Source organism: Vibrio sp. YT-16 (assembly GCF_033337405.1).
GTDB classification, from domain to species: domain Bacteria; phylum Pseudomonadota; class Gammaproteobacteria; order Enterobacterales; family Vibrionaceae; genus Vibrio; species Vibrio alginolyticus.
In genome coordinates, this window is record NZ_JAWOQQ010000008.1 from 122,349 (window position 1) to 143,481 (window position 21,133).

Annotated in this window: 17 protein-coding genes; 9 read left to right on the forward strand and 8 right to left on the reverse strand. The window is 44.1% G+C overall.

Annotated elements, in window-relative coordinates; all coding sequences use genetic code 11:
* Positions 1 to 144: 144 nt before the first annotated feature.
* Positions 145 to 1,311 (forward strand): ADP-forming succinate--CoA ligase subunit beta, encoded by a 1,167-nt coding sequence (gene sucC / locus R7F07_RS14790; RefSeq protein ID WP_005382179.1) that lies wholly within the window; start codon positions 145 to 147, stop codon positions 1,309 to 1,311.
* Positions 1,311 to 2,183 carry a succinate--CoA ligase subunit alpha gene (gene sucD, locus R7F07_RS14795; protein WP_005382181.1) on the forward strand — a complete coding sequence of 291 codons (873 nt, stop codon included), beginning with the start codon at positions 1,311 to 1,313 and terminating at the stop codon, positions 2,181 to 2,183. The genes sucC and sucD overlap by 1 nt, the downstream gene beginning before the upstream one ends.
* Positions 2,184 to 2,302: 119 nt before the next feature.
* Here sucD and znuB read toward each other — a convergent pair whose 3' ends face one another.
* Both znuB and znuC read right to left on the reverse strand, forming a co-directional pair.
* Positions 2,303 to 3,088 carry a zinc ABC transporter permease subunit ZnuB gene (znuB, locus tag R7F07_RS14800; protein ID WP_171343126.1) on the reverse strand — a complete coding sequence of 262 codons (786 nt, stop codon included), beginning with the start codon at positions 3,086 to 3,088 and terminating at the stop codon, positions 2,303 to 2,305.
* Entirely contained in the window at positions 3,081 to 3,869 is a 789-nt protein-coding gene (gene znuC / locus R7F07_RS14805; protein ID WP_005382185.1) for a zinc ABC transporter ATP-binding protein ZnuC, read from the reverse strand. The genes znuB and znuC overlap by 8 nt, the downstream gene beginning before the upstream one ends.
* Before the next feature lie 78 nt (positions 3,870 to 3,947).
* Between znuC and znuA the strand changes: the two genes are divergently transcribed.
* The 5 genes from znuA (at position 3,948) to R7F07_RS14830 (ending at position 11,979) form a co-directional block, all read left to right on the forward strand.
* Entirely contained in the window at positions 3,948 to 4,835 is an 888-nt protein-coding gene (gene znuA, locus R7F07_RS14810) for a zinc ABC transporter substrate-binding protein ZnuA (RefSeq protein ID WP_171343125.1), read from the forward strand.
* Between the two features lie 202 nt (positions 4,836 to 5,037).
* A complete protein-coding gene (locus R7F07_RS14815; RefSeq protein WP_171343124.1) occupies positions 5,038 to 8,415 on the forward strand; it encodes an AraC family transcriptional regulator in 3,378 nt (1,125 codons plus the stop codon).
* Between the two features lie 833 nt (positions 8,416 to 9,248).
* On the forward strand, positions 9,249 to 9,476 hold the full coding sequence (locus tag R7F07_RS14820) for a FeoA family protein (RefSeq protein WP_005382190.1): 228 nt from the start codon (positions 9,249 to 9,251) through the stop codon (positions 9,474 to 9,476).
* Positions 9,476 to 11,752 carry a Fe(2+) transporter permease subunit FeoB gene (feoB, locus tag R7F07_RS14825; RefSeq protein ID WP_053307516.1) on the forward strand — a complete coding sequence of 759 codons (2,277 nt, stop codon included), beginning with the start codon at positions 9,476 to 9,478 and terminating at the stop codon, positions 11,750 to 11,752. The genes R7F07_RS14820 and feoB overlap by 1 nt, the downstream gene beginning before the upstream one ends.
* A complete protein-coding gene (locus R7F07_RS14830) occupies positions 11,749 to 11,979 on the forward strand; it encodes a FeoC-like transcriptional regulator (RefSeq protein ID WP_005426709.1) in 231 nt (76 codons plus the stop codon). The genes feoB and R7F07_RS14830 overlap by 4 nt, the downstream gene beginning before the upstream one ends.
* A 108-nt stretch (positions 11,980 to 12,087) precedes the next feature.
* Here the strand turns inward: R7F07_RS14830 and R7F07_RS14835 are convergent, their stop codons facing one another.
* The 3 genes from R7F07_RS14835 to argS all read right to left on the reverse strand — a co-directional run bounded on the left by R7F07_RS14835 (position 12,088) and on the right by argS (position 15,026).
* Positions 12,088 to 12,609, reverse strand: a complete 522-nt coding sequence (locus R7F07_RS14835; protein ID WP_042523163.1) for a YqhA family protein — start codon at positions 12,607 to 12,609, stop codon at positions 12,088 to 12,090.
* Between the two features lie 150 nt (positions 12,610 to 12,759).
* Positions 12,760 to 13,188, reverse strand: a complete 429-nt coding sequence (locus R7F07_RS14840; RefSeq protein WP_005382194.1) for an HIT family protein — start codon at positions 13,186 to 13,188, stop codon at positions 12,760 to 12,762.
* Between the two features lie 104 nt (positions 13,189 to 13,292).
* Complete coding sequence (gene argS, locus R7F07_RS14845; RefSeq protein WP_025517318.1) at positions 13,293 to 15,026, reverse strand: arginine--tRNA ligase; 1,734 nt, start codon at positions 15,024 to 15,026, stop codon at positions 13,293 to 13,295.
* 220 nt (positions 15,027 to 15,246) lie between these two features.
* Between argS and R7F07_RS14850 the strand changes: the two genes are divergently transcribed.
* On the forward strand, positions 15,247 to 15,843 hold the full coding sequence (locus R7F07_RS14850; RefSeq protein ID WP_017819945.1) for a VOC family protein: 597 nt from the start codon (positions 15,247 to 15,249) through the stop codon (positions 15,841 to 15,843).
* A 73-nt stretch (positions 15,844 to 15,916) separates the two neighbouring features.
* On the opposite strand, the gene R7F07_RS14855 is transcribed toward R7F07_RS14850, so the two are convergent.
* The 3 genes from R7F07_RS14855 to purU form a co-directional block, all read right to left on the reverse strand.
* Complete coding sequence (locus R7F07_RS14855; RefSeq protein ID WP_171343123.1) at positions 15,917 to 16,285, reverse strand: hypothetical protein; 369 nt, start codon at positions 16,283 to 16,285, stop codon at positions 15,917 to 15,919.
* 4 nt (positions 16,286 to 16,289) lie between these two features.
* Positions 16,290 to 17,909 (reverse strand): S1 family peptidase, encoded by a 1,620-nt coding sequence (locus R7F07_RS14860; RefSeq protein ID WP_005382202.1) that lies wholly within the window; start codon positions 17,907 to 17,909, stop codon positions 16,290 to 16,292.
* Between the two features lie 206 nt (positions 17,910 to 18,115).
* Positions 18,116 to 18,949: a formyltetrahydrofolate deformylase gene (purU, locus tag R7F07_RS14865; RefSeq protein WP_005382206.1), complete on the reverse strand. Its 834-nt coding sequence runs from the start codon at positions 18,947 to 18,949 to the stop codon at positions 18,116 to 18,118.
* Positions 18,950 to 19,167: 218 nt separating this feature from the next.
* Here purU and R7F07_RS14870 point away from each other — a divergent pair, with 218 nt between their 5' ends.
* Positions 19,168 to 21,108, forward strand: coding sequence for an ATP-dependent DNA helicase (locus R7F07_RS14870; protein WP_005382210.1), 1,941 nt, complete (start codon positions 19,168 to 19,170; stop codon positions 21,106 to 21,108).
* Positions 21,109 to 21,133 lie beyond the last annotated feature (25 nt).

Consider the following 21,133-nt stretch of genomic DNA (forward strand, 5'->3'; position numbering starts at 1 on the left):
GTTTGGCCTTCATTTGAATCCTTCAGTATGAGAACTCATGATAAAGGATTGATTTGAGAAGACCCTACAGACGTACAAGCAGCCAAGACTGCAGCGTTATGGAAATAATAAATCCCTTAAGGGAAAAACAAACGGAATATCGAAATGAATTTGCATGAATACCAAGCCAAACAGCTGTTTGCAGAATTCGGTTTGCCTGTGCCAGAAGGCTACGCGTGTGATACACCACAAGAAGCTTTTGAAGCCGCAGGCCGTATTAGTACAGCCAAGAAAGTAGTTAAATGTCAGGTTCACGCTGGTGGCCGTGGTAAAGCGGGTGGCGTAGAGCTACACGATACAAAAGAAGGCGTTAAAGAGTTTGCACAGAAGTGGTTAGGTAAAAACCTAGTAACTTACCAAACAGACGCAAATGGTCAGCCAGTAACAAAAATCCTTGTTGAAGAAGCTTCAAATATTGCGAACGAACTATACCTAGGTGCGGTAGTTGACCGTGCTAGCCGTAAGATCGTTTTCATGGCTTCTACCGAAGGTGGTGTGGAAATTGAAAAAGTTGCGGAAGAAACGCCGGAACTCATCCACAAAGCAGCAATTGACCCACTAGTAGGTCCACAAGCTTACCAAGGTCGTGAGCTAGCGTTCAAACTTGGTCTTGAAGGCGACCAAATCAAACAATTCGTTAAGATCTTTATGGGTCTTGGCACTATGTTTTCTCAGTACGATCTTGCTCTGCTAGAGATCAACCCACTTGTGATTACTGGTGAAGGCAACTTGCTATGTCTTGACGGTAAGATCAACATCGACTCAAACGCACTGTACCGTCAGCCTAAGCTTCGTGAAATGCACGATCCTTCACAAGAAGATGAGCGTGAAGCACACGCAGCTCAGTGGGAGCTGAACTACGTAGCACTAGACGGTAACGTTGGCTGTATGGTTAACGGTGCAGGCCTAGCAATGGGTACGATGGATATCGTAAACCTACACGGCGGCAAACCAGCTAACTTCTTAGATGTAGGTGGCGGCGCGACGAAAGAGCGTGTTGCTGAAGCATTCAAGATCATCCTATCTGATGACAATGTGAAAGCGGTACTTGTTAACATCTTCGGTGGTATTGTACGTTGTGACATGATCGCAGAAGGTATTATCGGTGCGGTTAAAGAGGTAGGCGTAAGCGTACCTGTTGTTGTTCGTCTTGAAGGTACTAACGCTGACCTAGGTCGCGAAGTTCTTGCTAATTCTGATGTTGATATCATTGCTGCTGAGTCGCTAACTGATGCTGCTCAGAAAGTTGTTGCTGCTGCGGAGGCTAAATAATGTCTGTATTAATTAACAAAGACACTAAAGTAATCTGTCAGGGGTTCACTGGTGGTCAAGGTACTTTCCACTCAGAGCAAGCTATCGCATACGGTACGCAAATGGTTGGCGGTGTGTCTCCAGGTAAAGGTGGCCAAACTCACCTAGGTCTTCCTGTATTCAACACAGTTCGTGAAGCAGTAGAAGCGACTGGTGCAACAGCGACAGTCATCTACGTACCAGCACCTTTCTGTAAAGATGCAATCCTAGAAGCGATTGACGCGGGTATCGAGCTAATCGTAACGATTACTGAAGGTATCCCTACAACAGATATGATCGACGTGAAAGTGAAGCTAGAAGAAACTGGCGTTCGCATGATCGGTCCTAACTGTCCGGGTGTTATCACTCCTGATGAGTGTAAGATCGGTATCATGCCTGGTCACATTCACAAGAAAGGCAAAGTAGGTATCGTATCTCGTAGCGGTACTCTAACTTACGAAGCAGTTAAACAAACCACTGACGAAGGTTTCGGCCAGTCTACTTGTGTTGGTATCGGTGGTGACCCAATCCCGGGTTCAAACTTCATTGATATCCTAAAACTGTTCCAAGAAGACCCTGAGACAGAAGCGATCGTTATGATCGGTGAGATCGGTGGTACTGCAGAAGAAGAAGCAGCAGCATACATTAAAGAAAATGTAACGAAGCCAGTGGTTTCTTACATTGCTGGTGTAACTGCACCTCCTGGTAAGCGTATGGGCCATGCTGGTGCGATTATCTCTGGTGGTAAAGGTACTGCTGAAGACAAATTTGCTGCACTAGAAGCGGCTGGCGTTAAAACTGTGAAATCTCTAGCAGAGATTGGCCAAGGTCTACGTGAAGTGACGGGTTGGTAATCGACCACACTACTTAATAAGTATTAAAAAGCCTGCGATTTCGCAGGCTTTTCTTTTTCCGTTTCCGTGGGTTTATGTTTGTTGTTAGCAAGGTCTTTCGCGTTTAATACTCAATGCGATTATGCTTTGCTTTTAATCAGCTGGCTCAGCATAAATAAGGATGTTGCGCTGATCACTACGGAAGGGCCGGCCGGTGTATCGAAGTGCCATGATAGGCTAAGCCCCATCAGTACTGCCACTGAGCCAATAATGGATGCGAACAATGCCATTTGCTCTGGTGATGAAGAGACTTTACGTGCTGTTGCTGCTGGGATAATTAGGAGCGAAGTCATGATCAACGCGCCAACGAACTTCATACCTACTGCGATTACTACACCCACCATTAGCATTAACACCAATCTAACTAAGTCTGTATTCACGCCCTCAACAGCGGCAAGTTCTTCACTAACAGTGCTAGAAAGCAGTGGGCGCCAGAAGACGTACAAACACGCACTTACCGCAACAACACCTGCGTAAATAAACATCAGATCTTGTGGAGAGACGGCAAGTAAGTCCCCAAATAGGTAGCTCATTAAATCGACGCGCACGTTTTCCAAAAAGCTAACCGATACTAAACCGATAGAGAGTGCACTGTGTGCCAAGATACCTAACAACGTGTCTGTAGCCACAAGTTGTTGCTTTTGCAGAGTGACAAGCAAAACGGCCAGAGCTAAACAGCAGACGAGTAGCGCAAGGTAGAGATTTACGCTGAGCAAGAAGCCCAGCGCTAGGCCCATTAACGATGCATGAGCTAGGGTATCTCCGAAGTAAGCCATTTTACGCCAAACGACAAATGACCCAAGTGGACCGGCAATGATCGCGATACCAATACCAGCAAGAATAGAAGGTAGGAGAAACTCAATCATGATGGTGATGTCCGTGTTTATGGTGGGAGCATGATGTCGCATCACCGCTTACTGGCGTTCCGGATAAATCGTGATGATGGTGCTCATGGTCGTGATGATAAAACGCGAGAGATTCTCTCGCTGCATTGCCAAATAGCGCGATGTAAGAAGGGTGCTGAGTAATAGTGGCAGGTGAACCTGAGCAGCAAACATGGTGATGCAGACAAATAACATCGTCCGTTTTCGCCATCACTAAATGTAAGTCATGCGATACCATAAATACGCCACAATCAAAGCGGTGACGAATGCTCTCAATTAAGTCATAGAGATCGATTTGACCTTGGATATCCACCCCCTGAGCTGGTTCGTCTAATACTAATAGCTGAGGACGCTGAAGCAGAGCGCGCGCCAGTAACACTCGTTGGTTTTCACCACCGGATAAGCGATGCATATTACTATTAAGTAAATGTTCAGCGCCAACAAGCCTTAATGCATCAATGCACTCCTGCTTACTGTATTTTCCTGCTAAATTTAGGAAGCGGGTTACATTCAATGGAAGGGAGTCATTGAGCTTCAACTTTTGAGGAACGTAACCAATTTTCAGTTTTCTTTGTCGGTTCAACTTGCCGCTAGTCGGCTTTTGAAGACCTAAGATAACTTTGACTAACGTTGATTTTCCCGCTCCATTGGGACCAATTAGGGTAGTTATTTTGCCCTTTTCTAATTCCATACTAATGTTATCGAGAACTCTGCGGCCATCGAACTCGACGCATAACTGCTCAAGATGGACTAAGGAAGACATGAATGAAACTCATTTGCAAATCAATAATGTTATAATGTAACATTATCTCACTTTCCACGCCATATCCCAAGTAAAACTATGAAAAGAGCATTAATTCTTGCTGCCTCAGCAATGTTAACACTGCCAGCACAGGCGGTAACGGTACTGACGAGTATCAAACCTATTCAGTTGTTAGTAACAGAGCTTACTCAAGGAGTAACTTCACCAGACGTGCTATTGCAGTCTAACACATCACCCCATGACTATGCTTTGCGTCCATCGGATGTTAAAAAGGTCGCTTCGGCTGATTTGGTTATCTGGTACGGACATGATCTTGAACCGTTTCTAGAGAAAGTTGTTTCGGATAGATCGAATACTTTGACTATTAGTCAAATTCCAAATCTAGAATTGCGTGAATTTGATAGTGAGCACAACCATGACCATGATGGGCACGATCATGGCTCACATGATCCGCACTTTTGGCTAGGTGTAAGCCAAGCACAACAAGTGGCCAAGGCTGTTGTGAATCAACTTGTATCACTTGATCCGGAAAATGCAGCTCAATATCAAGCGAACCTCAAAAAGTTTGAACTCGAGCTAAAAGACACTGACCAACAGATAAAGCAGAAGCTGGCACTAGTAAAAAACAAAGGTTACTTTGTATTCCATGATGCTTACGGTTATTTCGAAGATCGTTATGAACTAAATCAAATGGGGTATTTTACTGTGAGCCCAGAACGCAAGCCAGGAGCGAAGACCTTAATTCAAATTCGTCAAAAGCTAAGTGGTGGAGATGTGGCTTGTGTATTTTCTGAACCTCAGTTTACCCCGGCTGTCGTTCAGAGCGTAATGAGAGGCAGTGATGTCGCTAAAGGCGAGCTTGACCCGTTAGGGAGTACAATTGAAGCAAAACCTGGCAGTTACTTTACTTTTCTCAACAATATGGCGAATAGTTTTGAGCAATGCTTGAACAAAAAGTCAGATTAAGTGCTGTCGTAATGTAGGAGTAGTCTTTTTAACGTGATCCAGTAGTAAGAATTACAACCTTTGGTAAGGCGAGCCTTTTCTCAGAAAGTAATTGAGATATCATTACCAATAATTATCAGCTCAAAATAACCGTATCAATCCATGTTTTACAAACGATGAACGGTCACTTTCAGAGCACAAATTGATACAAAAGGTTTTCGTCTTGCTACGCCAATTAGCCCTTGCTCTGTTGGGCTTTGTCTTATCCTACCAAGCATTTGCGCTTCATAATGCAAATGCAATCTTTTACCCTTTGCCAACTCAGGCAAAGGGTACTTTTATCGCGGCTAAAAAGTTGTTCTTGGGTGAAAAGGGCGGTTTGTGGATTCATGACGTACACGGACGAGTCCTGTTTTACGATGGTCAAACTATATTGCCTAAATCAGGTAGCTTCCTACAAACGTCGGCTAAGCAGTTGGCTTATCATAAAGGTGCTTTTTGGACCTTTATTGAAAATGAGGTCTATCGAACCTATCCAAATCAGGAACGACGTTTAGTCTTTAGTTTAAATCCAGGCTCACAAATAAGAAAAATAGGGTCTTCAAAGAACTATATTTGGGTGAGTGATGGCGCGCATTTCTATACCTACAATATCGACACTAGCGAGTTAAACTCTTTCTCTCTATTGCAGCTCTATCAACATAGTAATAATAGCTACGTTTACATTAATGATGCGGTGCTAGTTGAAACCAAGTGGGCACTAGCAACGACTTCCGGCTTCTATCTTTCTGAAGGTGATAAGTTTGACCATGTCGCTGCCTCAGGTCAAAACTACATTGAGAAAGTCTATTATTCACACACGCGAAGAGAAATTTTGATAGGTACATTGCGTGGCGCTTTAATTTTCAACATTTACCAGCCTGATAAAGAAGTGATTAGAATTGGCGGCTCACATGTTTTGACATTCGCAGAGACAAATCAAGAGTATTGGGTGGGGACCGAGCATGGTCTTTATTTGTACTCATTTTTTTCAGGTGAGGTCACCGAAGTCGCGCCTGCAAGTTTTCTTGAGTTAGAGTTAGATAACACGAAGATTTATTCGTTGTTGAGCGACAATATGGGAGGGATGTGGATTGCGACTAACCAAGGTATTCGTTATTACTCGCTATTTAGTAAAAAATTTGAACGAGTGACCTTTAGTAGTTATGACTCACACACCCTATCAGGACGAATTCGGCAAACTATTGAAGGTCCTGATGGTGCGCTTTGGTTTGCTGATGACCGAAAGATTTATCGTTCAGGAAAGAGTGGGATTAACCAAGTCTTAGAGTTGGAGTCGCAGATCAATGAATTTGCGTTTCAAAACGGTATGCTTTGGCTTGCGACCTCAAAAGGGCTGGAAATATTTGAGTTAAATGGTCTCAACAAGATTACATATCCTTATTTACAGGTTATGGCCGGACATGCCGTAGAGCATGTGACCGTTGATGGTGATGACCGTCTTTGGGTATCAAGCGGATACCATCTTTACAATGTTGATACTGCTGCACGAAGCGTACGAAACTTTGGAAGTGAGTGGCTAGTAAGTCAGTATTTGCCTGCTAAGGTTACGCGCCTATATGATACTGAAGATGCCCTATTAATAGGCACCGATCATGGCGTATACCAATACAGTAATGACAACATCCAGTTTATCCGTTTTTCAGAAAAGTTTGGTGAATCATTAGACATGACCACGGCGGTTGATGGCAGCCAGTGGTTTGCTTCATCTTATGGTGTGTTTAAAACTGATACACGAAGCGATGAAAAACGTGTTGTTGAAATGAGTGAGCCCAACGCCAGACCTGCTTGCTTGATCAGAGACAGGCAAGGTGTATGGTTAGCTTCCTCTGTCGGTTTAAGCTATTACCACCTTTCGGGTGAGTTAGTGAAACATTACTCATCGTCATCAGGCTTAATGAACAATGAGTTCCTCCCTGGTATTTGTAGCGTTATACAGCAGACAGAAATTGGTGAGCGAGAGCTTGTTCTGGGGTCGAAGTACGGACTCGTAAAAGCAGAAGCATCCAAGCTGCTTGTATCTAATCCCCCAGAGTCTAAGTTTATTGTTAGCCAAGTTGTGCTTGAAAATGAAGTTCTGCAAGTTGGTAGTGCCGATCTGAATGGGCTCACACTGCCATATGGATCTTCGCTGAGTTTTTTATTCGGTGTGATGCCAAAACCAGACAGTCAAAACTTGTACTATCGATTGAACAACGATGACCCATGGCAAACGTTAGAGGGGGGCCAACTGACACTCGAGCACCTTAGTTCCGGTGAATATCACTTGCAGGTCAGTAATGAGTCTCAAGTTGCCGCTGGAGTCGTTGGTTTAGAATCTCACTTTATCGTCCTTCATCCTTGGTATCTATCGCGATTTGCTATTTTAGGCTTTGTCGTAGCTAGTATTGCGGTCGTTGCAGTACTCGTATTCTGGCGCTCGCGCTACGTTGTACAGGCTAACCGTGATCTAGCAGCTCAAGTGACCCTCAAAACGAATCAGTTAAGACATCAAAGTAGAGTGTTGCTTACGAGCAACCAGCAATTACGTAAACAGATTCAAGTTAGAAACCTACTCGTAGACCATGTAGCTCTATCCATAAAATCAAGCGTCGACTTTATTGTGGCGAAACTACCTATGCCTCTGGATACTGCGACAGAGGATCATTTGGCTAAAACGAATTGGCAGTTAAATGAACTCAAAAGTGTTCCAAGTGATGTAAGTGGTGGGAGCCAGAACTACAACTTGAGTCAGATAACTCAGTCAGTGGTTGATGTATGGCAAGATGACTTTGCAAAAGCGGGTATTTTGGTAGAGCTAGAAGATGAGAGCAAGCAGAGCCGGGTTGCTCTGGAAAGCTTTAATCTTGATGTTATTTTCAATAGCATTTTTGCCAATATCATCAAGCGCTCTTTCCGAGGTCAAACGGTTAGAATTATGCTAGAAGAGGGGCATGATATTGTGTCATTGAGCTTTCTTGATTACGGGACGCAATTACCTAATAAAGTCGCGACTGGGTTTCCATCTAACTTAAATCACTCTGAGTTGAGTATTGACCACCTTGCCCAATTAGTGACAACGAGTGGTGGTTATTTGGCTGTCTTCTCTTCTGATGCTCAAAACAAAGTCGAGATTACATGGCCATCTGCGAAGGAAAGTAGTTATCTGGATGAACCGCAGCAAGAACTCAATCCTGTAACTATTGCAGAAGATCAAGTCACACCAGAGAAAGAGTGGTTGCAAAAAGTCTATCAATTAGTGGCAGAGCATTACCATGATCCTGAATTTGGCACTGCGTCAGCCGCTAAAATGCTGTATATGTCTGAACGCTCTTTGCAGAGACGTTTTAAATCTGCCTCGTCAAGAACGTTAAAAGACTATGTCACAGAGGTTCGTTTAGAAACGGCGTGTGAACAGTTATTGGCGGGTGAGAAAATCAGTGAAGTCGCCTTTAACTGTGGCTTTAATGATCCATCTTACTTTAGCCAAAAGTTTAAGCTACATTTTGGTTTGCCCCCGTCCAAGTTTGCTTTGACTCAAGAAAGCCAAGAAATTAACTAGAAAACCTTCATTACACGCTCCCTAGTTAATAGTTAAGATGCTGGGGAGCTGCATGCAGTGCTCTATTATTGCTGCAGTTGCTAACGCAGTGAGTTTCATTGTTTTTTCATCACATCTAGCCTACAAATCCATTCTCAACACGTAAGCACGATCACGTTCTATCTGTTAGTCGCGATGTTCATAGCAATAAGCATAAATGGCTTCAAGAGAATGATTTATTGATAGTTGCAACAAATAAATGACAGTTGTATTGCTGTATCAAAAGAGCGTTGTTCATTTGGGTGAATGATGGTGTGCGACATTCGTGAAAACGAAAACTGTGTTGAAAAGATGGATAAGGTAAAGAAGTTTTGAAAGAGGTGAAAAAAAATATCGTGGTATAGCCGGGGGGACTATACCACGGGTGTCAAGGACACCTTCGCTTGCTGCCGGAGTGACATGTTGCCATGCCACCTCTGGAATTTATTAGAGAGGTTGCCCTCTCGATGGAGTAACTATACGAGAGGTTACTTATTTTTCTTATAAAAATAACGCCATGTTTATATGAGAAAAGCGACAACGTTTGGTTTTTTACTTAAACCATTGTTTTAATTTTAATTTTTTGTTTTCTGTCTTGGTTTGTGACATTTTTGTTTCGTTAGGTGTCATTTTTAATTGTTAATTTTGACGTAAATAACGAGAGGAAATTTACGAAGTTAACGTTTGAAAGCGTGAAAACATTTACGGAATCTTTGATTTCACACAAGGATTGAAGGGGTATAGGGGAGTAATATTGGCAACCTAAACTTATTAAATAATAATATTTCTCATTAGCAATACTCTTAAGGGCCACTATGAAGTTATCAGAGATTAATCCTGGCGATACGGTGACGATTCGGTTGTTAGATGGTCTTTCATCAGATATCAGAAAGAAACTCATGGTAATGGGGCTGCTTCCCAATACAGAAGTCAAAGTGATTCGACGTGCGCCAATGGGCGATCCTTTACAAGTCGAAGTCCGTGGTGTGTCTGTCGCATTGCGAGAAACAATTGCTCAGAAAATTGAAGTGGAGCGAGTGTAATGCAATATCAAGTGCTAACCGTAGGTAACCCTAATAGTGGTAAAACGACGCTATTTAATGGTTTAACTGGCGCAAAACAGCAAGTTGGTAACTGGGCAGGCGTCACGGTTGAAAAGAAAACGGGACAATTCAAGCATGCTGGGGATGAGTTTTTGCTCACTGACCTTCCGGGTATTTACTCATTAGACAGTGGTAATGATAGTAATAGTATTGATGAATCCATCGCATCGCGTGCGGTTCTAACTCATCCTGCTGATCTCATTATTAACGTGGTGGATGCTACAAGTTTAGAGCGCAGCTTATACATGACGCTGCAACTTCGCGAACTTGGTCGCCCTATGATTGTTGTCCTCAACAAGATGGATGCGCTAAAGCGTGAACGTCAGATGATTAACGTTGCAGAGCTTGAGAAAACGTTAGGTTGTCCGGTTGTCAGTTTATCTGCAACCAATAAAACTCAAGTGGCAGAGTTTAAAGAAAAGCTCCATAAATCCATCGTTCAAGGAGTGCCACTTAAAGAATTGTCTTTGCATTACGGTGAGAAGATGGAGTCGGCAATTCAAACGGTTTCCGCACTTTTTAACGACCAAAACGTCGCTCATCGTGCACTAGCGATTCGTGCGCTTGAAAAAGACACAATGGTGCTCAATAGTCTTTCTGATATTGATAGAAGCAAAGTCTTGGAAGTCATTACGACGTTAGATTTGGATATCGATTTGCATGTCGCGGATACTAAGTACACGCATCTGCATGAACAGTGTAAAAAAGTTCGCCGAAGCGAAGGCAAGTTAAGTCGTAGTGTGACTGAAAGACTCGACCAGTTTATTTTGAACAAGTGGATTGGAATTCCTTTCTTCTTTGTTGTTATGTACCTAATGTTCATGTTCTCTATCAACATTGGTAGTGCGTTCATCGACTTCTTCGATATTGGTGTTGGTGCTCTGTTGGTTGATGGTGGGCATCACTTGTTAGACGGTCATTTGCCTGTGTGGTTAGTGACGGTTCTTGCTGATGGTATCGGTGGTGGTATCCAGACGGTTGCAACCTTCATTCCGGTTATCGCGTGTTTGTACCTCTTCCTAGCGGTACTTGAGAGCTCAGGTTACATGGCTCGTGCAGCATTCGTACTAGATAAAGTGATGCAGAAGATCGGCCTACCGGGCAAAGCATTTGTACCGTTGGTTCTTGGTTTTGGCTGTAACGTACCGTCAATCATGGCAACTCGTACTCTAGACCAAGAACGTGAGCGTAAACTGGCTGCCTCTATGGCACCATTTATGTCATGTGGTGCTCGTCTGCCTGTATACGCGCTATTCGCTGCGGCATTCTTCCCAGGTTCTGGCCAGAACATTGTATTCGCACTTTACCTACTTGGTATTGTGGCAGCGATCTTCACAGGTCTTTTCCTTAAGCACACGCTTTACCCAGGTAGCAGCGACAGCCTAGTGATGGAAATGCCAGATTACGAGCTTCCGACGCTACAAAACGTGGTGATCAAAACTTGGCAAAAGCTAAAGCGCTTTGTACTTGGTGCAGGTAAAACCATCGTTATCGTTGTTGCTATTCTGAGTTTCTTCAACTCATTGGGTACTGATGGCAGTTTTGGTAACGAAGACAGCGAAAACTCGGTGCTTTCTAAAGCTGCGCAAGTTGTGACTCCAGTATTCGCGCCAATCGGTGTTCAAGAAGATAACTGGCCAGCGACGGTTGGTATCATTACCGGTATCTTCGCAAAAGAGGCGGTAGTTGGTACGCTTAACAGCCTATACACCACGCCAAGCGACGGTGAAGACGCAGAATTTGATCTAATGGGCAGCCTAGAAGAGGCAGTAATGAGTATCCCTGAAAACCTAGCCGGTTTGAGCTACTCAGATCCACTAGGCATTGAAGTGGGTGACTTAACTGACTCAAATGCCGTTGCCGAAGAACAAGAAGTCGATGCTTCTATCTTCGGTAACATTAAATCGCAGTTTGCTTCTGGCAATGCCGCATTTGCTTACCTAATCTTTATCCTACTGTACACACCTTGTGTGGCGGCGATGGGGGCTTACGTACGTGAGTTTGGTCATAAGTTCGCACGCTTTATCGCGGTTTGGACAATGGGCTTGGCTTACCTATGTGCGACGTTCTACAACCAATTGACGCATTTCGCAGATAGCCCAGTGACAAGTGGCATTTGGATGGCAGTGATCGTAGCTATCTTCTTTGGCACATACCGTGTGTTCAAACGAGTTGGTAAGAAACAAAACGGTGCATTAGAGGCGCAAGTAGCATGATTTTAAAAGAGCTTTATCAATACATTGCAGACAAAGGAACCGTTTCCCAGTCAGATCTGGCTAAGCAGTTTGGGATGAGTGAAGATGGTGCTGACGCGATGTTAAGTGTGTGGATTAAGAAGGGCAAAATTAGCCGCCTAGTTGACACCAATAAAGCTCATGACGTGACTCGAGTTCGCTACTCAGTGACTAAACAAGATGGTTTGTCTCTGACAGTCACCATGTAGCGACTATCAAAATTAGTCACCTAAAAATTATCACGTAAAAACGACAAAGCCGCATCAGCAATGATGCGGCTTTTATTTTGCTGGTTATTGTTTGTGAATACAGCGAAATTAATGTTCTTCAGAGTGTTTAGTCGCGCCTAACCCTAGGAACTTTAAACCAAGACTTAAAACTAAAATCGAAATAGGTAATGTTAAGATCGTCCAATCTAAGCTGTCGAAGTTAATCAGCACGAGCTCTAAGAACTTCACAAACAAGATCACGATGATGACTTCAGCCAAAATGTTTTTTAGATGGCCGATGTTTGGGGTTCTGATCCAATGCAAAACCGACTGCTCTTGTGTTTTCGCTTTAGCTTTGTTGGAAATAAATAGTGTGTAGATGCCGTGAGCAAAGATGAACAAAACTAGTGCGACAAGAAACGTATCCAGTGACTTGATCAAATAAGCGATCGCGATGTCTGCTTTATCTAAATGTGCGAGTGCTTCTGGAGGTGTTTGATTGAGAATGAAGACCGCAAATGCCGAATAGGTTTTTGCTGCACCCATAAGAAAAAGCAAGAATGAAGCAGCCATAGAACAGATAATGGCGATCCAGCTGACGTATCGGAATGTGTTGAAGACTTGTTTCATGATGACCCTCTCTAACTGAGCTGGTAGTCTAAACAAGTTTTATTTTAGTGATAATCCCAGAAAAATGAGAAAGATTGTTACAAATACGTATTAATCTTTCTCTGTCTATTTCAGCCGTATTCAAAGGCGAATTATTTTCGCTAGCAGTGCTTATGCTTTTTGGAAAATAGAGCTCAGTGACAGCACATTTTTAATGCGACCAAGCAATTCGTTTTGCTCTTCTTCTGTACGGAATTCACCTTTGGTGTTCCCCCAAACCGGTCCCGGCCATGCTACGTCATCTTTGAAGCGAGCAATATGGTGAATGTGCAGCTGTGGCACCATATTACCTAGCGCACCAAGGTTTAGCTTGTCTGGACGGAATGTTGCTTCCAGTGCTTGGCTTACCGCTTGAGACTCTAGCAAAAACTGTTGCTGTTCTTGCATTGGCAAGTGGTGAAGCTCTTTTAGGTTTGCACGTTTAGGGACCAAGATAACCCATGGCACGGCGTTATCTTTATGCAGAAGCGCCACACACAGTGGGAAGTGGCCGATAACGGTGGTGTCTTTTGCCAGTTGAGGGTGCAGTTCAAAACTCATTATGTTGTCCGATTTGAATTGAATGACATCAGTATACGCCAGATAAAACAAAAGGTTGACGCTTTCACGTCAACCTTTCTAAATCGTCTCGATTCTAGAATCGCTTACATGCGCTCTAGAGTATCAATACCTAGTAGAGACAGACCTTGCTTGATGGTCTTCGCTGTTAGCGCTGCTAGTTTCAGACGGCTTTGTTTCACTGCTTCGTCTTCAGCAACTAGGATAGGGCACGCTTCGTAGAAGCTAGAGAACTGACCTGCTAGTTCGAATAGGTAGCTACACATGATGTGTGGTTGACCTTCGCGAGCGACAGATTGAACCGCTTCTTCGAACTGCATAAGCTTAGCAATAAGTGCTTTCTCTTTCTCATCAGTGATTTTGATGTCACCTTGGAGAGCGTCCATAGCAACACCAGCTTTAGCGAAAATAGAAGCTACGCGAGTGTATGCATATTGCATGTATGGTGCTGTGTTACCTTCAAACGCTAACATGTTGTCCCAATCGAACACGTAGTCAGTCGTACGGTGTTTAGATAAGTCAGAGTATTTAACCGCTGCCATTGCAACTGTTTTAGAGATCTTCTCTTTTTCTTCCGCATCTAGCTCAGGGTTTTTAGATTCGATCAGTTGTGCTGCACGAACTTCTGCTTCATCTAGAAGGTCGGCAAGGCGAACGGTACCACCCGCACGAGTCTTGAATGGCTTACCATCTTTACCAAGCATCATGCCGAACGCGTGGTGCTCAAGAGATACTGACTCAGGTACGTAGCCTGCCTTACGAACAATTGTCCAAGCTTGCATTAGGTGCTGGTGTTGACGTGAGTCGATGAAGTAAAGCACACGGTCTGCGCTTAGCTCTTCATAACGATATTTTGCACATGCGATGTCTGTTGTTGTGTATAGGAAACCGCCATCGCGTTTTTGAACGATAACGCCCATTGGTTCGCCATCTTTGTTCTTGTATTCATCTAGGAATACAACTTGCGCGCCATCATCTTCAACGGCAAGACCTTGTTCTTTTAGGTCTGCAACGATCTTAGGAAGCATGTCGTTGTACATGCTCTCGCCCATCACGTCGTCACGAGTCAGTGACACGTTTAGACGGTCGTAGTTGCGCTGGTTTTGGATCATGGTTACATCAACGAGTTTTTTCCACATTTCTGCACAGTACTCGTCACCGCTTTGCAGTTTCACAACGTAGTTTCGCGCTTTCACTGCGAATTCTTCGTCTTCGTCGTACAGTTTCTTAGACTCACGGTAGAAGCCTTCAAGGTCAGCCAGTTCCATAGAAACTTCGCCAGACTCTTGTTGTACACGCTCAAGGTTTGCGATAAGCATACCGAACTGAGTACCCCAGTCGCCGATGTGGTTCGCACGGATCACTTTGTGACCTAGGAACTCAAGAGTACGTACTACCGCATCACCGATGATGGTTGAACGTAGGTGACCAACGTGCATTTCTTTAGCTACGTTTGGTGCAGAGTAGTCAGCAACGATAGTTTGAGCTTCGTCTGCTGCAACGCCAAGACGTGAGTCAGCCAGTGCTGCTTCCGCTTGTTTTGCTAGGAACTCTTCGCTTAGGAAAATGTTGATGAAACCAGGACCAGCGATTTCTGTCTTGCTTGCAATACCATCTAGGTCTAGAACATCCAGTACTTTCTGTGCAAATTCTCGTGGGTTAGTACCCAGTTTTTTAGCAACGCCCATTACGCCGTTTGCTTGGTAGTCACCAAATTGTGGCTTTGCTGATTGGCGTACTGCCGCAGGACTGCCTGCAGGTGCGCCAGCGGCTTCTAGAGCCTGAGATACTTTGTCATTAATAAGTGCTTGGATATTCACACGCGTTTCCTTCAATTCAAGGACGAAGAACTCGGCGAAGTAAGTGCCGAGTTCTGTTGGAGTTCACAAAAATGGGGCTAATGATAACAACTTTATTGCTTTTCATACAGAGAGGAATTGGGGAAATTTATACTTTTTCGATTGAATGGAAATGTGGTTTGGTTTGCGTTTACTATTGCGCTCAGAGTAATGAGATAAATCGCCCCAAAAGAGAACCACAATGACGACTCAACTAGTTGAAAAACGCCTAGCGCCTAAATTGATGATCCAAGATCTGGATGCATTTATGGCGAAGATTGAAGAGCTTGCATCCCTGTTAAAACTGGATCTGAGCTTTGCTCAAGCTGACCATATTGCGCTGCGAATTAATGATACTGAAACAGCAAAAGCCGCGCATGAAGCATGGAATCAATACGGTAAGGTGATTTCACAAGCGAAAATCAACGGTCGTCCAATCATCGTTATCGAATTCGACAAAGCGTTGGAAAGCCGTGGTTGGAAGATTGAGTGTCTGGAATTGCCATACCCTGCGGAAGGCAAAATCTACCCAAATGAAAGCTGGGAACATGTGGAGTTTGTGATTCCGTCTCATGCCGAAACTGCAGACGAGTTTCTTGCTGATTTGAAACACACTTACCCAGCGTTTGGCGCGCGTTTTAATGAGTTGGAAGAGCTAGGTGTGAAGATCAAACTGTCGAGCCCGAAAGGGGATGGCGAACGCTTGAACAACCCAACCGTGGCGTTTAAGTACCAAGGCATTTGTATCAAACTGCACCCGCATTCACTTAAGCGTATTGTGGAGTCTGAGCAGGCGTAAAACGCTAGAGTGAGAATTGCTGAGTTGCGAGAGGTAAAAAGGGAGCCGAGGCTCCCTTTTCGTAAGCGAATCACTATTTAGCCGGTGATTTGCTTTTTGGGTTGGTAATGGAAAGTTTTTTGCCTTTCAACTCTTTATTTAGAGTGAGTGTGAAAGTCTTTGGAAACGGCATTCGTTTACAATGATCCGCCTTGTCTCTAACGATAGTAATAAGAGCTTCTGTCTGTGAGCTTTGCTCTATTTTTAGGCTAAAGTCCTCGTTTTCACTGCAGCCGTTAGACTCTGTGATAAATGAAATTTGACTCTCACTTGTCCTATAAGTCTCTACCATCATTGCTTGGTGCTCAGACGTCTGGTTTGTTTGCAGTCCTGCGTTTGCTGAACATGCAGTTAAACTGATAGTGCCCAAACCAAGTAGGAATATCTTGAGTCTATGTTTCATCTCGTTACCTTTTTTTGCGTCGTACGAATGAACCTGCAGCCATTAACACCAGTAGGCCAATAGATAAACTGCCGCCTGAACTAGACTTTTTATTAACGTCGTTACCAGCATCGCCCGTATTATCTGTGCTGACTGACATATTTATGTTGCGAACAAATGCTTGCGCGCTGTAAATGCCACTTGAAAACGGGTGTTGGACGTATTCAAACGTTATCGTATTAGATGCTTTGTAAAGATCGATCTGGATCTCTTTATAATCGAGGAGTTGGTTGGTGCTATCGTAAATTTCACCATTAACTAAGATGAACAAGTAATCAAAACCATCGGACATTACTTTGAGATCCATGGTAAGTTTGCCCTTCGGAAGATCGGTCAAAACCAGCTCAGATACACCAGGATAAGCTCCCATATCCGCTGATTGCAGTTCACCATTTTCAGCCGTCCAAGCGTTTTGACCGGTATAAACATTTGCGTCTGCTAGCGGAATGGCATTACGCACTGATCTGCTTGCTTTATCTACACCTGAATACTCGAAAGTTGTTGTGAGTCTGGACAGTTTCGGATGATCGGTAAAGAGCTCTATCGTTGTTTCTGATCCCGAATAGCTAGGTTGGTAGCCGACGGTAATTTGACAGCTTTGCGAAGGCTTTAAGGTACCAGTACAAGTGCTTTTCTCGATGGTACTTCCGTATGATATTGTGCTTTGGTAGATGTTGAATGGGATAGTATCGTCATTACGAATAGTAAAGGTCTCTTGCTGCGCTTTTCGCTCAACGAAACGAAGATCTCGGTACTTAGTGAAGCTGATAGTATTGCGATGGCTATCTATCCATCCATTGTGTTGAAAATGAGCGACGTTGGCGTAAACACCATAAGCGTTTGGTTGAGCACATCCATCCCCCCAGCTGACCACGCCTAGCAATTTGTTGATACCGTTATCATCAACGATGAGTGGACCGCCGCTATCTCCTTGGCAGCTATCTTTACCTCCCCAATAGTATCCGGCGCAAATACCGTCATCTGATACATTAGAGTAGTTTCCTGGTAGGTTTTGGCAGGTAGCTCGATCTACGTATTCCAAATCTACTTGTTGTAAAACGGTTGGGTATATTCGGTCTGTCGTGGACGTATTTCCCCATCCAGCCACGTGCAACTTGTCTCCTACGCGTACGCTATCTAAAAGTTCTGGCGTTGCCAGGTCAATAGTTGCGCTATCGATATTGCGTTCTAATTCAATAAGAGCGATGTCATTGTTCGTTGTTATGTTGTTATATTCATCATGTGAATAGATATTTTTAATGGCGATGCGCTGTGCTTGAGACTCTCTGTTTTTGTCATAAAGACCAAGAACGATATCCAGATCGTCCGCATTAAGACCTTCCACACAGTGCGCAGCAGTTAATACGTATTTTCCACCTAGGAAACTGCCACCACAAAAGTGACCAATAGATGTAGGTTGTCCTTTACGTACCAGTGAAGCAATAAATTTCCAGTCGGAAGTGTTGGCAGGTTCGCCGCCGATAATGCGAGTGGATACATCATTCTGAACAGGCTCAAGAGTATCTGCGATTGTGGTTGCTGGTAAAGTCAGCCCAATCAGAAAAGCCACTAACGTTTTTTTCATTTTAATTCCGTAATATTAACGTGGTTTATTATAAGGAGGGCAAATGATAAACGGAATCATTCTCTCAGTAAATAGTTGTGGAGAAATGAAAAATTATAACGTATCGGTTTAACTTTGATGGTTAGAATTGGAGGGGGGATCTTCTGAAAAGATGAAACCCGCCAAGTTGGACGGGTTTCACTATCGTTGTAACTAGTACGGAGGGATTACAGGATCACTGTCTTATTCCCATAAACAAAGACGTGGTCATTGATCACTTTATTCAAAGCCTTACTCAATACGTTCTTCTCTACATCGCGTCCCGCTTGCGCCATATCTTGGGCATTGAATGTATGGTCGACAGGAATTACGTCTTGCTTGATGATCGGCCCTTCATCTAAATCATTAGTCACGAAGTGTGCTGTTGCACCGATGATTTTCACACCGCGATCGTAAGCTTGTTGATATGGCTTCGCGCCAATAAAAGCAGGTAAGAAGCTGTGATGAATATTAATGATTTTGTGGTGATATTTCTCAACAAACGTCGGCGTTAATACGCGCATGTATTTAGCTAGCACCAAAAAGTCAGCATCGTATTGATCGATCACTTCTAGCATCTTCTGCTCGTGTTCTTCACGGCTAAGGTTTTCATGGGTCACGTGGTGGTAAGGAATGTCGAAGCGTTCAGTGAGAGTTTGCAGTTTGTCGTAATTCCCCACCACTGCAGCGATCTCAACATCTAGGCTTCCATCGTAGGTTTTCATCAGAATATCGCCTAAACAATGCGCTTCTTTTGTGACGAGAATGACGATGCGCTTACGGCGAGAGCCAACCAATTTACGCTTAGCACCTTGCGGGAGAGCTTGGTCCAAGTCGGCAAGAAACGTTTGATCGTTGAAGTATCCCTCCAGCTCCGTCCTCATGAAAAAGTGGCCACTGGTATTATCAACAAATTCGTTATTGTGAACGATGTTGAGTTGGTGCTTGTAACAGATATTAGTAATTTTCGAGATGAGGCCCGGGGCGTCAGAACAGTGGGTCAACAGTGTTTTCTTTTCCATAAATCAGGTACTTCCATGCATTAATATTTTAGCGTACGAATTTGTTATTATTCCCTAGCGGGTGTAACTGTACTGCCATGTTTCACCATAAATAATCTATTCTTACGTTGGTTTCAACAAAATATCCGCGTGTCGCCGCAAGCTGGTCAGATTGTGGGCTGATGTCACTCCTATTCCTCTGATATACTCTCGATAATTTTTCAAACTCAATACCAAGCATGATCGCAAAAACTTTTTCCTCTGATGGCGCGTTAGGTAAGGCCATTCCTGGCTTTCAAGCTCGCCAGCCACAAATCGATATGGCGGAAGCCGTCAGCAGTGCGATCAAAGATCAAACCCAGTTGGTGGTGGAGGCAGGAACCGGAACCGGTAAGACCTTCGCATACCTAGTCCCTGCGCTGTTGAGCGGTAAAAAAGTGATCATCAGTACAGGCTCGAAAAACTTGCAAGAGCAGTTGTACCATCGTGACTTACCGCTCATGGTCAATGCGCTTGGTTTTTATGGCCAAGTGGCGTTATTAAAAGGGCGTTCTAATTATCTGTGTTTGGATCGTTTGAGCCGCCAAATGGTCGAAAGCCACACTAATGAATCTGACCCGACGTTATTAACTCAACTGGTTAAAGTGCGTGCTTGGTCATCAGAAACCAAAACAGGTGACCTTGGTGATTGTGATGATCTGCCAGAAGACAGCATGATCATTCCGACCATCACCTCAACCAATGATAACTGTTTAGGTAAAGAGTGTCCGAGCTACACCGATTGCTTTGTATTGAAAGCGCGTAAGCGAGCCATGGATTCCGACATTGTTGTGGTGAACCATCACTTATTTCTTGCTGATTTAGCGATCAAAGAGACAGGATTTGGTGAACTGATTCCAGAAGCCGATGTGTTTATTTTTGATGAAGCTCATCAGTTGCCAGATATTGCGAGCGAATATTTCGGCCAGTCAGTTTCAAGCCGCCAAATTCACGATCTTGCCAAAGACATTGAAATAGCCTACCGCACCGAAGCCAAAGATATGCGTCAATTGCAAAAAGTGGGCGACAAACTCATGCAAAGCGCAATGGACATGCGGATTGTCTTGGGTGAGCCAGGCTTTCGTGGCAACTGGCGTGAGGCGTTGCAATCAGGTTCTATTAAGCGAGAATTATTGCGCTTAACTGATAGCCTCGAATTGGCGATTGATGTACTCAAAATAGCTTTAGGGCGCAGTCAATTACTGGATACCGCTTTTGAACGAGCCAATTTGATCAAAGGCCGCATCGACCGCGTCTGTGATGTCGATATTACCGGTTACTCATACTGGTACGATACCTCGCCTCGTCATTTCGCTCTGCACATTACGCCTCTTTCTGTCGCGGACAAGTTCCATGAGCAAATAGAGATTAAACAAGGCGCGTGGATTTTCACGTCAGCAACCCTAGCTGTATCGGGCGACTTCAAGCACTTTACTGAGCGCCTTGGCCTCAAGCCTACAAAGCAATTTTCTCTGCCGTCCCCCTTTGATTATCAAAAACAAGCGCGCCTTTGTGTGCCAAGGTATTTGCCAGAGCCAAACAGTAACGGCTTAGCGGATAAGTTAGTCCGAATGCTTGCTCCGGTGATTGAAGAAAATGATGGTCGCTGCTTCTTTTTATGTACCTCGCACAGCATGATGCGTGAACTAGGTGAGAAGTTCCGAGAAGTACTTGAGCTGCCTGTGTTAATGCAAGGGGAGATGAGTAAGCAGAAAACCTTGGCGGAGTTTATGGAACTGGGTAACGCTTTACTCGTGGCGACGGGCGCTTTCTGGGAAGGGATTGATGTTAGAGGTGATGCGCTGAGCTGTGTTATTATCGACAAATTACCGTTTACCGCCCCTGACGATCCGTTACTCAAAGCCCGTATCGAGGATTGTCGATTACGTGGCGGTGAACCATTTGCTGAAGTACAAATCCCGGATGCAGTGATTACGTTAAAGCAGGGAGTCGGGCGATTAATTCGAGATCAGAAGGATCACGGTGCGTTGATCATTTGTGATAATCGCCTTGTCACGCGAGACTATGGTGGTATTTTCCTCGGAAGCCTACCACCTATCCCAAGGACGCGAGACTTAGATGGAATCAAAGCATTCCTGAAAGCAGAACAATCTGTCACAGACGCAAGTGCTGAGGCATAACCCAATAAATGAGAGTTGTAGAGAG

Bases quoted from the DNA above. Each gene is read 5' to 3' on its own strand.
- sucC (WP_005382179.1), top strand. From the start codon at position 145: ATGAATTTGCATGAATACCAAGCCAAACAGCTGTTTGCAGAATTCGGT.
- sucD (WP_005382181.1), top strand. From the start codon at position 1,311: ATGTCTGTATTAATTAACAAAGACACTAAAGTAATCTGTCAGGGGTTC.
- znuB (WP_171343126.1), bottom strand. From the start codon at position 3,088: ATGATTGAGTTTCTCCTACCTTCTATTCTTGCTGGTATTGGTATCGCG.
- znuC (WP_005382185.1), bottom strand. From the start codon at position 3,869: ATGTCTTCCTTAGTCCATCTTGAGCAGTTATGCGTCGAGTTCGATGGC.
- znuA (WP_171343125.1), top strand. From the start codon at position 3,948: ATGAAAAGAGCATTAATTCTTGCTGCCTCAGCAATGTTAACACTGCCA.
- R7F07_RS14820 (WP_005382190.1), top strand. From the start codon at position 9,249: ATGAAGTTATCAGAGATTAATCCTGGCGATACGGTGACGATTCGGTTG.
- feoB (WP_053307516.1), top strand. From the start codon at position 9,476: ATGCAATATCAAGTGCTAACCGTAGGTAACCCTAATAGTGGTAAAACG.
- R7F07_RS14830 (WP_005426709.1), top strand. From the start codon at position 11,749: ATGATTTTAAAAGAGCTTTATCAATACATTGCAGACAAAGGAACCGTT.
- R7F07_RS14835 (WP_042523163.1), bottom strand. From the start codon at position 12,609: ATGAAACAAGTCTTCAACACATTCCGATACGTCAGCTGGATCGCCATT.
- R7F07_RS14840 (WP_005382194.1), bottom strand. From the start codon at position 13,188: ATGAGTTTTGAACTGCACCCTCAACTGGCAAAAGACACCACCGTTATC.
- R7F07_RS14850 (WP_017819945.1), top strand. From the start codon at position 15,247: ATGACGACTCAACTAGTTGAAAAACGCCTAGCGCCTAAATTGATGATC.
- R7F07_RS14855 (WP_171343123.1), bottom strand. From the start codon at position 16,285: ATGAAACATAGACTCAAGATATTCCTACTTGGTTTGGGCACTATCAGT.
- R7F07_RS14860 (WP_005382202.1), bottom strand. From the start codon at position 17,909: ATGAAAAAAACGTTAGTGGCTTTTCTGATTGGGCTGACTTTACCAGCA.
- purU (WP_005382206.1), bottom strand. From the start codon at position 18,949: ATGGAAAAGAAAACACTGTTGACCCACTGTTCTGACGCCCCGGGCCTC.
- R7F07_RS14870 (WP_005382210.1), top strand. From the start codon at position 19,168: ATGATCGCAAAAACTTTTTCCTCTGATGGCGCGTTAGGTAAGGCCATT.